At 63.4% G+C, this 13,689-nt stretch carries 13 protein-coding genes and 1 pseudogene; 7 read left to right on the top strand and 7 right to left on the bottom strand.

The annotated features are described in order from the left end of the window. On the bottom strand, positions 1-620 hold a 620-nt coding region (gene fgd, locus ACLBYD_RS29455; protein ID WP_447819228.1), incomplete at its 3' end, for a glucose-6-phosphate dehydrogenase (coenzyme-F420). Positions 621-1,045: 425 nt separating this feature from the next. Next, a complete protein-coding gene (locus tag ACLBYD_RS29450) occupies positions 1,046-2,185 on the bottom strand; it encodes an IS110 family transposase (RefSeq protein WP_447819227.1) in 1,140 nt (379 codons plus the stop codon). Positions 2,186-3,144: 959 nt separating this feature from the next. Between ACLBYD_RS29450 and ACLBYD_RS29445 the strand changes: the two genes are divergently transcribed. Next, positions 3,145-4,227, top strand: a complete 1,083-nt coding sequence (locus ACLBYD_RS29445) for an ABC transporter ATP-binding protein (protein ID WP_447819226.1) — start codon at positions 3,145-3,147, stop codon at positions 4,225-4,227. Between the two features lie 40 nt (positions 4,228-4,267). Here the strand turns inward: ACLBYD_RS29445 and ACLBYD_RS29440 are convergent, their stop codons facing one another. Both ACLBYD_RS29440 and ACLBYD_RS29435 read right to left on the bottom strand, forming a co-directional pair. Continuing rightward, the gene (locus ACLBYD_RS29440) at positions 4,268-4,948 is read right to left on the bottom strand and encodes an HAD family hydrolase (protein WP_447819225.1); all 681 of its coding nucleotides are present in this window, start codon (positions 4,946-4,948) and stop codon (positions 4,268-4,270) included. Then, positions 4,945-5,817 carry a DeoR/GlpR family DNA-binding transcription regulator gene (locus tag ACLBYD_RS29435; protein WP_447819224.1) on the bottom strand — a complete coding sequence of 291 codons (873 nt, stop codon included), beginning with the start codon at positions 5,815-5,817 and terminating at the stop codon, positions 4,945-4,947. The genes ACLBYD_RS29440 and ACLBYD_RS29435 overlap by 4 nt, the downstream gene beginning before the upstream one ends. 310 nt (positions 5,818-6,127) lie before the next feature. On the opposite strand from ACLBYD_RS29435, the gene ACLBYD_RS29430 reads away from it, so the two are divergent. The 4 genes from ACLBYD_RS29430 (at position 6,128) to ACLBYD_RS29415 (ending at position 10,229) form a co-directional block, all read left to right on the top strand. Continuing rightward, on the top strand, positions 6,128-7,096 hold the full coding sequence (locus ACLBYD_RS29430) for a carbohydrate ABC transporter permease (protein WP_447819223.1): 969 nt from the start codon (positions 6,128-6,130) through the stop codon (positions 7,094-7,096). Beyond that, a complete protein-coding gene (locus tag ACLBYD_RS29425) occupies positions 7,093-7,980 on the top strand; it encodes a carbohydrate ABC transporter permease (protein WP_447819222.1) in 888 nt (295 codons plus the stop codon). Before ACLBYD_RS29430 ends, ACLBYD_RS29425 begins: the two co-directional genes overlap by 4 nt. Positions 7,981-8,067: 87 nt before the next feature. Next, positions 8,068-9,456, top strand: coding sequence for an extracellular solute-binding protein (locus tag ACLBYD_RS29420; RefSeq protein ID WP_447819221.1), 1,389 nt, complete (start codon positions 8,068-8,070; stop codon positions 9,454-9,456). Further along, a complete protein-coding gene (locus tag ACLBYD_RS29415) occupies positions 9,456-10,229 on the top strand; it encodes a glycerophosphodiester phosphodiesterase (protein ID WP_447819220.1) in 774 nt (257 codons plus the stop codon). The genes ACLBYD_RS29420 and ACLBYD_RS29415 overlap by 1 nt, the downstream gene beginning before the upstream one ends. Positions 10,230-10,799: 570 nt before the next feature. Here ACLBYD_RS29415 and ACLBYD_RS29410 read toward each other — a convergent pair. The 3 genes and pseudogenes from ACLBYD_RS29410 to ACLBYD_RS29400 form a co-directional block, all read right to left on the bottom strand. Beyond that, positions 10,800-12,086, bottom strand: a pseudogene (locus tag ACLBYD_RS29410) (IS3 family transposase). A 74-nt stretch (positions 12,087-12,160) separates the two neighbouring features. Continuing rightward, on the bottom strand, positions 12,161-12,439 hold the full coding sequence (locus tag ACLBYD_RS29405) for a type II toxin-antitoxin system RelE family toxin (RefSeq protein ID WP_447819219.1): 279 nt from the start codon (positions 12,437-12,439) through the stop codon (positions 12,161-12,163). Continuing rightward, a complete protein-coding gene (locus ACLBYD_RS29400) occupies positions 12,436-12,711 on the bottom strand; it encodes a type II toxin-antitoxin system Phd/YefM family antitoxin (protein WP_447819218.1) in 276 nt (91 codons plus the stop codon). The genes ACLBYD_RS29405 and ACLBYD_RS29400 overlap by 4 nt, the downstream gene beginning before the upstream one ends. Before the next feature lie 86 nt (positions 12,712-12,797). Between ACLBYD_RS29400 and ACLBYD_RS29395 the strand changes: the two genes are divergently transcribed. Further along, positions 12,798-13,268 (top strand): hypothetical protein, encoded by a 471-nt coding sequence (locus ACLBYD_RS29395; RefSeq protein ID WP_447819217.1) that lies wholly within the window; start codon positions 12,798-12,800, stop codon positions 13,266-13,268. Positions 13,269-13,396: 128 nt separating this feature from the next. Further along, positions 13,397-13,540 carry a hypothetical protein gene (locus ACLBYD_RS29390; protein ID WP_447819216.1) on the top strand — a complete coding sequence of 48 codons (144 nt, stop codon included), beginning with the start codon at positions 13,397-13,399 and terminating at the stop codon, positions 13,538-13,540. Positions 13,541-13,689 lie beyond the last annotated feature (149 nt).

Here is a 13,689-nt window from a genome sequence, read left to right as displayed (position 1 = left end):
GGCAGGAGTTTGTCGGTGTAGAGCTCCATGCCCTTACCCGAGGTGCAGATGAACCCGTCCCCGGCGCGTCCGGCATAGCGTGCCACCACCGGGCCACCGGCGGCGACATAGACCGGGATGCCACCCTCGGGCACGTCGTAGATCGACGCGCCCTTCGTCGTGTAGTACTCGCCCTCGAAATCGACCCGATCCCCGCGCCACAGCTCGCGCATCAACCGCACCGACTCGCGAAGCCGGGCGAAGCGTTCCTTGAACTCCGGCCACTGGCCCGCATAGCCGGTGGCGATCTCGTTCAAAGCCTCACCGGTGCCGACACCGAGGAAGATCCGCCCCGGATACAGACACCCCATCGTCGCGAAGGCCTGCGCAATCACCGCCGGGTTGTACCGGAACGTCGGCGTGAGCACGCTCGTGCCCAGCTGCAACCTTTCGGTGCGCTCCCCCACCGCGGTCATCCACGCCAACGAGAACGGGGCATGCCCACCGTTGTGCCGCCACGGCTGGAAATGATCCGACACCGTCGCCGAATCCATCCCGTGCGCCTCGGCGAGCACACCCAACTCCACCAACTCGCGCGGGCCGAACTGCTCCGCCGACGCCTTGTACCCCAACTTGAACATCACGCCTCCACTCACCAAATCGCGCAGCCGCTCAACGGTCACACGAAAAAGACACCAGCTATCCAAATCGAGGAACACCCCTCGCATCTCCTTCTTTGACCACTCGACGACGTCAAGTCGCACCATTGTTGCCAAGGGAGGCTGGAGTCCGTTCCTACTGACACCTCACGCAGATGAGCGATTTCGCGCATCGGATGCGTGAAATCATGCATTCCACGCGTGTTTCTGTCAATGATTCGCGCATAAACGGATAGACTCCATGCGTGTTGCCCCTCACCGCCGGACTCTTAGGAGGAACGTGCATTGTCTGGTAGCACGCGGCGTCGCGACGCTCACAACTTCAAGCTGCGGAACCCCACGTCATCGCATCATCGATGACTCGACGCTGAATGCACTAACGATGCGTTAATCGAGGGATTCCTGCTCTAGGAACACACTTTCACGGTCACAGCACCGATGAGAGTGGTACGCAGCGACGTCAAAGTGGTCCCACAGGTGGTCCCACACAATGACCTCGACTTGGGAACTGTGTACGTCCTTCTCCCCGAAAAGGGGGCGGATCGATTCGCTCGTAGCCGGGTCGCATAGTCCTTGGTGCGTTGGTCATTGGACAGACGCACCAGAGCGATCTGGTGAATTGCCCAGTTCGCTTGCCAATCCCCGCCACGATTGAGACGATGACGGGTCGTCTTGCCTGACGATGCCGGGATGGGGATGCCCCGCACAGGGCAGCGAACGATGCTTGGTGAGCGTAGCCGCTCGGGGTTCGAGCCGGCGGTGACGAGGAGCGTTGCAGTGGTGATCACACCGTAGCCCTTCGTCGCGATCATCATCGGAGCGGCGTGATCAACGAGGGCACGGAGCTCGTCGTCGAACTCCACGATTTCCTGGGTGAGGTACTGGTAGCGGCGAGCAAGCCGCCGCAAAGCATGGGCAGTCGCCGTGAGGACAGAGTCGGTCGCCGTTCCAGGGCGAGTCGAGGCCAGTCCGTCGATCAGTGCGTGCTCACCTAATCTCGACCAGCGGGTTCGGAGCGTTTCGGGTGCCGTGACCAACAAGGACTTGAGTTGCCGGATGACAACCCCCCTCGCTTTGATAGCGCTGCGCCGCACGGTCAGCAGCACCCGAATCTGCTCCACGACACCGTCACCGGCCTTGGCAACCGGCAGGGACTCCGGCTCTGCAAGTGCCTGCTGCACTGCGGCATACGCATCGATGGGATCGGACTTGCCTTGCCGACGCTGCGCACGACGAGGTCGAAGGACTTCTCGAATCTCGATGCCCGACGCCATCAGGTACCGGGCCAAGCCGGCGCCGTAGGATCCCGTTGCCTCGATCCCGATCAGTCGGATCACGCCGAAGGAGCGGACGAACGCGGCAAGCTGCTCGTAGCCCGCCAAGGTTGCGGGCACCTGCAGGTTTTCCAATCGTGCTCCCGTAGCGGTCAGGACCGCGATGTGATGATTGTCCGCGTGCGTATCGACACCCGCAACGACCTCGACGACCGGCGGGGAGTCGATGGCGTCGGAAATGAATATCGTCATGATGGACCGTGCCTTCTTCACGAGTGGGCACGTCGACCGGGGATCCGAGCAGACAAGACGTTGAGGGGGCTGACACCAAGCTCATATGAAGTCATGTTCGTCTCCCGGGCCGACATGCATCGGACGCCCCCGCCGACCTGACACGCGGACAGATCAACTGGAAGACAAGCACTACGGCTGTCAGTCACCTGTAGGGTCACACGCACCGCCGACGAGGACCCTTTCATCATCCACGTCACCTGTTCCTACATCAGTCCCTATCGTCCAATGAAAGGACTCTGCTGGTCCGACGCCCGATCAGCTGTTCATGACCCGACTGACGACAGGACCCTTGAGTCTTCGCCCGAGCGGTCACAGCCGCGTGTCGAGGATCGAAAGGTAGCTTCCTGCCGCTGGCTCACGCCACAATCGTCAACCAGCAAACGGTCCCGTACGGTGACAGCGCGCCGAGAAGAGTCGTGCGGACTTGTCGACGACGATTCTGGACGCAATGCCACCACGGCTGCACTCGAACTCCGCACTGATCCGGCACGACGGGTTCGCCGCCGGTTCTCACGTAGGTGTCGGACGACCGCGTACACCACCATTGGTTTTCACCTGTTGTCGACAGAGAGTGGCTACATCCAACAGCGGTGGCCACCCCATATTGACCGCGGGATAGACCTGACACCGTCGGCGACGACCCACACCGTGCCGGCAGCGTCGATCGTCGGTGACGGCCACGTGGTGAATATTGTTGTGGTGCTGACTTCTTCGAACGTGTTCCCGTCCAGGAAAGTGAACATCCAGAACGGACGATGCTGGCCCGCGACGAGGTTCGGTACCTGTGAGCCGCTGACAGTCCTCGCGTCGCCGCCACCTCCTATTCGGACGGCCACCATCGCGCGTTCATTCACAGCCGATGGGATGACAGTGATCGGACCGTTGTCCCTTCACTACGGATCGTCGGGCACGTACCTGCCCGTGGAAGGAATCTCCCCATGGCTACAGTCACCTTCTCAGACATCACCCGTCACTATCCCGGCGCCGAGAAACCCGCGGTCGACGGGCTCGACCTCGAGATCGCCGACGGCGAGTTCCTCGTCCTCGTCGGCCCGTCGGGTTGCGGAAAAACCACCACGCTCCGCATGCTCGCCGGCCTCGAAGAAATCGACAACGGACAGCTGTTCATCGGCGACACCGACGTCACCGACGTCGAGTCGAAGGACCGCGACATCGCGATGGTGTTCCAGAACTATGCCCTGTATCCGCACATGTCGGTGGCCGAGAACATGGGTTTCGCGCTGAAGATCGCCGGGGTGGCCAAGGACGAACGTAGTCGTCGCATCGTGGAGGCGGCGCGCATGCTCGATCTGGAGCCGTACCTGGATCGCAAACCGAAAGCCCTTTCGGGCGGTCAGCGTCAGCGGGTCGCGATGGGCCGGGCCATCGTGCGGAGTCCGCAGGTGTTCCTGATGGATGAGCCGTTGTCGAATCTCGACGCGAAACTGCGTGTGCAGACGCGTAATCAGGTCGCCCGGCTCACTCGTACGCTCGGGGTGACGACGATGTACGTCACCCACGACCAGATAGAGGCGATGACGATGGGTGACCGGGTCGCGGTGCTCGACGGTGGCGTTCTCCAGCAGGTCGACACGCCCCGCAATCTGTATGCGCGACCAGCGAACCGTTTCGTTGCCAGTTTTATCGGGTCGCCGGCGATGAGCCTGATCGATGTGCCGATCGTCGACGGCGGTATCGATTTCGCAGGTCTCGCGGTTCCGGTGGAACGGAGAACGCTGGGTGCGACCCGAGGTGTGAAGGTCACGGTCGGTGTGCGTCCGGAGGCGATGCACGTGAGCACCGACGGCACCGGGGTCGACATGACGATCGACATGGTCGAGGAACTGGGAGCCGACGCGTACCTGTACGGCCATGTCATGGCAGGCGGTACACGTCTTCCGGTCACGGTCCGCACCGGCGACCGCACACCTCCCCCGATCGATGCGGTGGTGCAAGTACGGCCCGAGCCGTCGGCGCTGCACCTGTTCGACTGCGACAGCGGGCTTCGTCTGAGCGCCTGACGAACGCACGTGGGGCCGGTCGGTGACCGGCCCCACGGTGTCACGGTGTGTTCACGAGCTCTCTCAGATGTACGAGGCCGCGACCTTCGAGTGTGGGCCACAGCGTGTGGCCGGGACCGTCGGGCAGATCCACGATGTTGGGAACACCCAGTGTGACAACGCCGGCGGCTGTGGCCGAGGCCATACCGGGTAGTGAATCCTCGATAGCCACGATCCGGTCGAGGGAGAGTTCACCGCGAGTGGATCGCAAGGTCTCGACGGCGAGCCGGTACGGTTCGGGGTCGGGTTTCCCCCGGGTCACCATGTCGCCGGTCACCAGGAACTCGAAGGTCCCGTCCGGGAGCAGCCGGGCGATTTCCGATGCCAGCGTCCGCTCACTCATCGTCACCATCACGCATGGAATACCCGCAGCGCGGATCTGCGCGAGAAGCTCGCGCGCGCCGGGTCGCCACGGCACTGCTTGCCGGACCTGCGCGATCACGGAATCGATGAGTGTGTCGATGATCTCACGGATGCCGAGATCCACGCCGGCGGCGCGCAGGACAGCCGCAGATGTCGGTAGCGCATTGCCGACGAGTTCGGCTGCCTGCTCCTCTGTCCACGGAATGCCGTGCGCGGCGAGAAGAATAGTTTCAGCCCGGAACCAGTACGGCTCCGTGTCGACCAGAGTGCCGTCCATATCCCACAACACGGCATCCACGCCGGTATCTACCTGGGTCACTGCTTCTCCTCGTCGTGTGTGTCTGCTTCGTGTGTGCCTGCAGCATCGGTGCCGGGTTCTCGTCGGGGTTCCGGAAACGGCGTCGCAGGGTCGATCGTGGTCACTCGCACTCCCTGGGCGCGCAGCGCGTCGAGCAGATCTGCGGGGGCTCCGATGTCGGTGACGAGGTCGTCGACGACCTTCCATCCCGACACCCGGTGGAGCGACGTCCCGCCGAGTTTGCTCGAGTCGACGAGCAGTACTCGTCGCCGTGCCGAGCGCATCATCTCGGCCTTGACCGGCACGATCGATTCTTCCTGGTGGTAGGTGCCGTCGAGGTCTGCGCTGGTTGTGGAGAAGAATGCGGTGTCCACCCTCAGGTTGCGGATCGCGGCGACCGCACCGACCCCGAGGAAGGACTCGTGCCCCATGTCGAATGTTCCGCCGATCGCGGTGACCGTCGCGCCGCCGTCGTGCGCAATGCGCGTGAGGGTCGGCAGATAGTTGGTCACGATGTGCAGTTCTTCGATGTCGAGCAGGTGATCGAGCATGGTTGCGACAGTCGTCGAGTCGTCGAGCAGGATCGACTGTCCCGGCGCCACCATACTGGCGGCAGCAGCAGCGATCGCCTTCTTCTGCGGTACCGCCACGAGACGGCGCAGTGGTGCACTGATTTCGTAGGTGCTCGTGCGTGCGACACTCACTCCCCCTCGAAATTTCCGGATGACCCCCCGACGTTGTAGCTCGTCCAAATCTCGGTGAACGGTCATGAGCGACAGGCCGAATCGTGTGGACAGCGACTGCGCTGTTTCGTTCTCGTCGGCCAGCAGGCATTCGAGGATCGCGTCGAGGCGCGCCTGTCTCGATGTACTGATGATCCGTTGCGTCATCTCCGAATCTCCCCTCGATGCTCTACTCGCGTCTGGCTCTTTATATCACCCCGAGTGTGATTAACGGGTCATGAACAGAGCGGGAAGGTTTGCCCGATTCCTTCCGAATCGCTGCTTACCGAGAACTCCGAAAAATAGCTCCGTGGATCCATTTATCTTGTCTAGCAAGTGGTTTAGATATCATCCAGATCCGATGTGGCGATTCCCGCTATCCATCGAGTCGCTTTGACCACCCCGGGACCGGATGCCACCATGAGTCGCGTCCCGCAGATTGCTAACACTGCATTGTTATTTCGAAAGGAGGGTGGATGTGTCCCTGACAGCCCAGCGCATCACGGCGATGCCAGTTGCGGAAATCCCGGACGGTCCTGCGGCACCACCCGCACCACAGCGCAACCGGAACCGTCGGCGGCGACGGGAATACATGCTCTTCGCCCTGTTCGCGCTCCCGAACCTCGCGCTCATCGCGGTGTTCGCGTACTGGCCCGTAATCGGCAATGCGTATCTGAGCCTGACCCGATGGGACATGATCGCACCGAGCCCGACTTTCATCGGCCTCGACAACTACATCGACCTGTTCACCGACCCCTCCTTCCTGCGCGTTCTGCGCATCACCGCGGTGTGGGTTGTGGCAGTGGTCGGCGCAAGCCTCCTCGGCGGCCTGGCCCTCGCGTTGCTGTTCACGACCAAGACGCGTGGCCGCTCAGCGGTCTCGGCGCTGGCGTTCTCACCGCACATCCTCTCGGGTGCCGCGGTAGCAGCAATATGGCTTTTCCTCTTCGACCCCAACTACGGCTTGTCCCGTGCCTTCTTTTCGGTGCTCGGATTCGATTCGCCACACTGGACCACCACCAGTCAGTGGGCGCTACCCGCCCTCATCATCGTGTCGATCTGGAAAGGCGTCGGGTTCGTCGCCATCGTGTATCTGTCCGCACTACAGTCCCTTCCCGAAGACGTACTCGAAGCGGCGCGCCTCGACGGCGCGAACCGATGGCAGATCTTCCGGTACATCAAGCTCCCACTGCTCTCCCCCACGACCATGTTTCTCATGGTCACGCAGGTGATCGGCGCGTTCCAATCCTTCGACGTCATCGCGATGATGACCAGCGGTGGACCTGCCGAGTCCACAACGACATTGAGCTGGTTCATCTACAACGAAGGCTTCCGCCAGTTCAAGGCCGGATCGGCCGCGGCCGGCGCAATGATCATGTTCGTGATGCTCATGGTCGTCACGGTGGTGCAGATGCGATTTGTCGAGAAGAAGGTGCACTACTCATGACGACCACGACCGGGTCCCGGCCCTCGACGGACACCCCGTCCACCCCGGCACCGCGCGCACGCAAGTTCCGGATCCGCAGCGTCGGCGGTGTGCTCGGCCTCACGGTCGTCGGCATCGTCTTCGTCCTCCCCTTCTACTGGATGTTCTCGTCGGCGTTCAAACCCGAAGGCGAGATCTATCGGTGGCCGCTGCAGTGGATTCCGTCGACGATCGTCTTCGACCACTTCGCCCGTGCCTGGGAGGCGGTGCCGTTCGCGCAGTTTTTCGTCAACTCCCTGATCGTCACCGCGGCAGGGTCGACACTCAAAGTGCTCCTCGCGGTGTTCAGCGCGTACGCATTTGCCTTCCTTCGGTTCCCGGGGAAGAAGATCGTGTTTCTCGCGGTGCTCGGCGCGCTCATGGTCCCGGGTCATGTGACGCTGCTGATCAACTACATGACGATCGGCAACCTCGGCCTGATCAACACGTATGCAGGCATCTTCCTCCCCGGCCTCGCCAGCGCGTTCGGCACATTCCTGTTGCGCCAGCACTTTCTGGCACTGCCGAAAGAAGTGCTCGAAGCAGCCGAACTCGACGGGTGCGGCCACGTGCGCCGACTCGTGTACTTCGTACTGCCGATGTCCAAACCCGCCGTGGTGACGGTCGCCCTGATCGCCGTGATCGACGAATGGAACGACTTCATCTGGCCTTTGCTGGTCACCAATACCCTTCAGGCACGCACACTCCCGATCGGCCTGATGTTCCTCAAGGAGACCGAGGGAGTCGACCAGTGGGGACCCATCATGGCGGGCACCGTCCTGGTGATCGTTCCGATGCTGTTGCTCTTCCTCTTCGCCCAGCGCTACATCGTCGCCGGGCTCGCCGGCGCCGCTGTCCGTCGCTGACGTTCGACAACGTGCTGCCCCGACCCACCGAATTCCCTTTGCCTCCTACCTTTTTTGATCCCACCTCCACCCCTTCGAGGAGCTTCTATGTCCCTGTTCACCCGACAGAGCGCCCTGACCTCGTCCGCGCTCAGCCGGCGCCGTTTCCTGGCGATCGCCGGAGGCGTCGCAGCGTCGGTCCCGATCCTGGCGGCGTGCGGCGCACCCGGCGGAGCGTCGTCGTCGGGCGGATTCGCGCAGCCGGACGTCGCACCCCCCGCTCAGTTCCAGGGCCGCACCAACATCGTCTTCTGGAGCGGTTGGTCCGGAACCAACGGTGAAGCGCTGGCCAAGCTCATCAACCGCTACAACGAATCCCAGTCCGACATCTACGTGGAGATCCAACAATTCCAGGGCTACGACGGACTGACCGAGAAACTGTCCGCCGGTCTGCAGGCCCGCCAGATCCCGGACGTCGCCATCTTCTCCGACGTGTCGTGGAACAAATTCTTCCTCTCCGGCCACCTCGAGCCGCTCGGCAGTCACTTCACCGACACATGGAACGCCGAGACTTACCACGATCGGCTGTTCCAGGAAGGCGTCGTCCGCGGGGAACCGTACTGGGTGCCGTTCGGCCGTTCGACGCCACTGTTCTACTACAACAAGGACGTCTTCGCGCAGGCCGGCCTCCCCGATCGGGCGCCCGAGACCTGGGACGAGTTCCGGGACTGGGGTCATCGGATCACCGGTCGCGACTACCGCGGCAACAAGCTCATGATGCGTGCCTACACCGGCTCCGACGACTGGTACTTCCAGGGCCTGCTGTGGAACTACGACGGTGCGATGTCCGACGGACTCGACATCACGGTCGATTCGGCGGCCGCCATCGCAGCGGCGGAGTTCGACCGTGCGTGTGTCAACGACGACAAGATCGGCTATCTCGCGCAGGAGATCAACACCGACTTCACGAACGGTCTCGTCGCGACGATCACCAACTCCACCGGGTCGTTGACCGGACTGACCAAGGGCGCCGAAGCATCCGGATTCGAGCTCGGCGCGGGCTTTCTGCCCGTTGCACTGGACACCGGTGTCCCCACCGGCGGTGCCGGTCTCGGCATCCTCAAGAACGCCGACCCGGAACGCAAGGCCGCCGCGGCCCAGGTCATCGCATTCCTCGCGGAAGATCAGCAAGCCGCGGAGTGGGCCGTCGACACGGGCTATCTCCCCGCCACCAAGGGCGCTGCGACGTCCTCGATCGTCACGCAGCGTATCGCCGAGAACCCGAACTACGGCTTGGCAATCGATCAGCTCGATCGCGCGCGTCAACCGGACCCCGCCCGTTTGTTCGTGGGTTCGACGATTCTCGAGATGCGCACCGTCATCCAGAAGCTCTACACCGACAACGCCGACCCCGCAGCAGCTCTCGGCGCTGCGGCCGCCACCATGCGCCGAGATGCCGAAGACATCCGCGCCCAGTACGAGGAATTGGTTGCCTGATGATCCCCGACACGGCACATCCCCACGGCCGAAGCGACACCTACGCCGTCGTCGGCCACCGCGGCGCGAAAGATCTGTCACCGGAGAACACGCTCGAATCGTTCCGGCTCGCCGAGGAGATCGGCGTACACGAACTCGAATTCGACGTCCGTTTGTCTGCGGACGGTGTCGCGATTGTGCTCCACGACGCGACCCTCGACCGCACCGCCGCGAATGAAGCCGGTTGTGGCCTCGGGCCGGTCGCCGACCTGACCTACGACCAGATCCGAGCGGTGGATATCGGGGACGGCCGGCACGTCCCGACGCTCGGCGAGGTGCTCGCCGCAACCACGGTGGCACTGCAGGTCGAAATCAAAGCCGTCGAGGCGTGCGAGGAAATCGCCCGCGTCGTGGCCGGACACCCGCACGACGCCCCCCGAATCCGCTTCACGAGCTTCCAACCGGAGGTCCTGCGTCGGATGCACGCCCTGGCGCCAGAGATCTCCCGTGGGTTGATCACACACGGCTACCCCGACGCCGAACGACACCCGGACGGGATCGAGAACGTGCTCGCCGAGGTCGAGGCCGACGCGTTCTACTGCGGCTGGGACGGCCTGACCGACGAGCTGGTACAGCGGATGCAGGCAGCCGGGTACCAGATAGGTGGATGGCCGGTGCGCAGCCTCGACGACGTGCAACGCGGCCTGGCGCTCGGGTTCAACGGCGGCACGGTCGACGATCCACAGGCGGGCGTCGCGTGGCTGGCGCAGGCCCGCGAGGCCATCGCTCGCTGACCCCGACCTCTGGAGCCAATGCCGCGCAGTTGAGGGTGTGGGCTGTCTGTCCAGTCAGGCGATTCGAGAACGCTGAGGGCAATGTTGACCGGGGCAAAGGTGGTGCGGTCGATATTGCCTTCGGCGCGGTGTTGGAAAATCGCCCGTGTGACCACACGGGGACAATTACGCGCTCGACGTTCGGGCTGACCCTGTGGCGCAGCGCCGCCGCAGGCCGTGAACCGGCCCTACGGTCAGCCACGCGCCACCCGAGTCCGAGAAGCACGGCACGGATCTCGTTGTCCCACTCCTCGGCCGGGGCGCCGCTCACAACGACAGCCAGGGCCGACCAGCCGGCCTGCCGGTCGAAGTCGGTCCTGCCCACCGGCAGTCGGGACACAATGTGCTGCAACAACGCCACCGGCCGGTGACGGAATCGGCGAGCGAGCGCGGTCGGTGTCAATCGCCCTTTCCGCACCCCGACCAGACCGAGCGCTCGTGCGCTGGCACGCAATCGGACCAGTGGCCGGGTCAGATCCTTACGATTAGCTGAGCCGATCTGGACCGCCCTGGATCCGGTAGAGACTTCGTTCAGGCCACCTCGAGGACCGAGGCGACGGTAGGGCGCTGCTCACGGTAGCGCGTCTCGTACTCGATCGGCGACATATAGTCGATCGACGAATGCAACCGGTCCGCGTTGAACCAGCGGACACACTCGGCGGTTTCCCGCTCGACCTCGGCTCGGCCGGACCAGGACCGAGCCCGGTCGATCAACTCAGCCCGGTCGATCAACTCGGTCTTGTAGAGACCGATGGTCGATTCCATCAGGGGCGTTGTCGAGGGCGTCGCCGACGCTGCCGATGGAACCAACGATGCCCGACTCCGCCAGAGCTTCGGTGAAGGCCAGAGATGTGTATTGACTTCCGGCATCGGAGTGATGAACCAATCCCGTTGACGTAAAACGGAACTCGTTTCTTCTCCTCGTGAAGAGAGCTTGCTCGAGGACGCCGCTGACCAGTAGTGTGGCTTTTGTCGTCATTACCCGCCACCTCAGAATCCGGCGGGAAAAGACATCGACGCAGAACGCGGTATAGACGAACCCGGCCAACGTCCGACAGTAGGTGAAATCGGCGACCCACCATCGGTCCGGACGCTGCGGAACATCCCATTTCCGCTCCATCAGATCTTCGGTGCCGAGGCGCTCGATCATCGTGCTCGGTGGTGATCGTGCGGTGTCGGCCGCGGACCACGCCCGTGATCCCCACGATGCCTATCAGTCGGGACACCTGATCGCGACCCATCTCGTGACCAGCGCGTTTCATCGCGTGCCACATCTTGCGGACACTGTAGACCCGCCGATTGGCCACATACACCGCATGCACGGCGTTCGCGGCGTAGGCGTCGGCCAGCTGCGCTTCGCAGGATCCGTCCGCGGGCCTTGGCCTTGTAATAGGTGGACGGGGCGATGCTGATGCCGTGCTCGGTGAGCACGGCACAGATCGGGACGACCGGAGAAACGTTCCCGGTGGGCGTCGATGTAGTCGACGATCACCGCAATCGGCGGTCGACCTCCGCCGCCGTGAAAAATGCACTCGCAGTCTTCAAAATCTCGTTGGCCCTGAGTAATTCGGCGTTCTATTTACGCAGTCGGCGCACCTCGTCGAGGTCGGCATCGCTGTCCGACGTCGCGACGGTCGGGGAATCTCTTCGCTCTGTGGCTTCGATCCAGTTCCGCAGTGTCGCCGGCGCGATGTCGAGCAGCTCGCCGACATGGCGACGGACTGCAGTCTTCGAACCTCCGTGTTCGGCGATCCGGTCCCGATACATCCGGCCCGCACGTTCCTGAGTCTCCGCGCCGTACCTTCTCGGTGCAGGCATACCCGCATTCTCCTTGTGGATCAGGAGCCTCCACCTCACCCAGGACGGTTCACTATGCCGGCCGCGAGGGCTGGTCATGTTCGATAAACATGCGCCCGGTGGGCGATGTCGATAACTACAACAACCCGTTCGCCGTCATCGATTCGCAGCAGGACGCGGTAGTCACCGCGCCGCGCGCTCCGCAACCCTTCAAGTTCGTTACGTAGTGGTTTGCTGAGACGGTGCGGATTCTCGGCCAACGGTCCCGAGATGAACTCGAGGACGGCGTGGACCACACGACCAGGTAGTCGCGAAAGGGCACGGCGCGCCGGTGCCGCAACCTCGACACGATAGACCTCGGACGATGTCGTCACCGCGGCGGTAGGCCATATTCGGCGCGCAGATCCTCGAGGGAGGTCGTCTGGCCGCTGGCATACTCCCGGTCCGCCTCAGCGATCGCCTCACGTGTGCCAGAACGCGAGAGCCAGTAAATCGTCTCGTGCAGCGATTCCAGGTCCTCGGCCGACATAAGTACCGCGGCCGGCTTGCCGTGCCGAGTGATAGTGATGATGTCGTGCGTCGACTCCGCACTGTCGACCAACGCGGACAACTTGTCCTTGGCTTCACCTAGCGGCACCGTCGTCATACTTAGATTGTAGCCTTAATTCTGGCCTTTATATAGCCATAGATTAAGCCACATGTGGAGGAAGTTCTAGGGAGTCTTCCGAAGGTGTGGTCAGCGTCGACCGAAAACCCGCACCCTGCTGCTCCCGGAAACGGCGCAGACCTAACACCGGCTCGCCGAGCTCGCAGAATGCCGGGGTCTCCCCGCAGGCGGTCTCGCTCGCCCTGAAACAACTCCAGGCGGTGCGGCGCACCGAGCATGGCTGGCTCGCGACCTCCCCCGAGAGGTTGCTCGCGGAATACCTGGCCGGTTATCCCAGTCCCGGTGGCGCCATGACCTACTGGTACGGCTTGGACCCGGTGATCGCGCAGCCACCGCCGCGATCGAGTTCTGCGCCCAGCAGCATGTATCGGTGGCGGTCAGTGGGGATGCCGCCGATGTGTACGTCCCCTGGCAGCTGCCGACCCGGAGACTGCTCTACCGACCGGTTCGTCGACCTGAGCGCCGCCGGCTTCAGCCCCGCCACCGAGGCCGAGCACACTCGGGCGGTGCAGATCCCGGCCGATCCGATCCTGTAGCGCACCGCCGCAGCGGGCGAACCGGCGCTGTTGGCCGACCCATTGATCATCGCGAGCGATGTGCTGACCAACGGCGGTGCCGACGCTGCCGACCATGTGCTTGCCACGATCCGACAGAAGGTTACCTCGTGACCGCCCCGATCGAGGTGGAGATCCTCGCCGCGCGCTGCGACCACGAAGACGACCTCAAAGCCCCCATCACTCGAGTCAGAACCGTCACCGACCGGACCGTCGTCATCGATCTCATCATCGACGACACCGCACTGGTGTGATCGATGACCGCAGCAGACGCCAGCAACAACCACCTCACGCTCGCCGATGGGATCCGACCGCTGTTCGACGAGCCCGATCAGCGAACCGGTCGATACCCGCATCATCGAACGTTGCAGGCAGGCGCCTGCGACACCCGCCGCACGCAAGG

The sequence above is a fragment of the Rhodococcus sp. C26F genome (assembly GCF_053345925.1).
The sequence above is the reverse complement of the archived record's forward strand: the minus strand, read 5'-3'. Positions and strand labels throughout refer to the sequence as shown.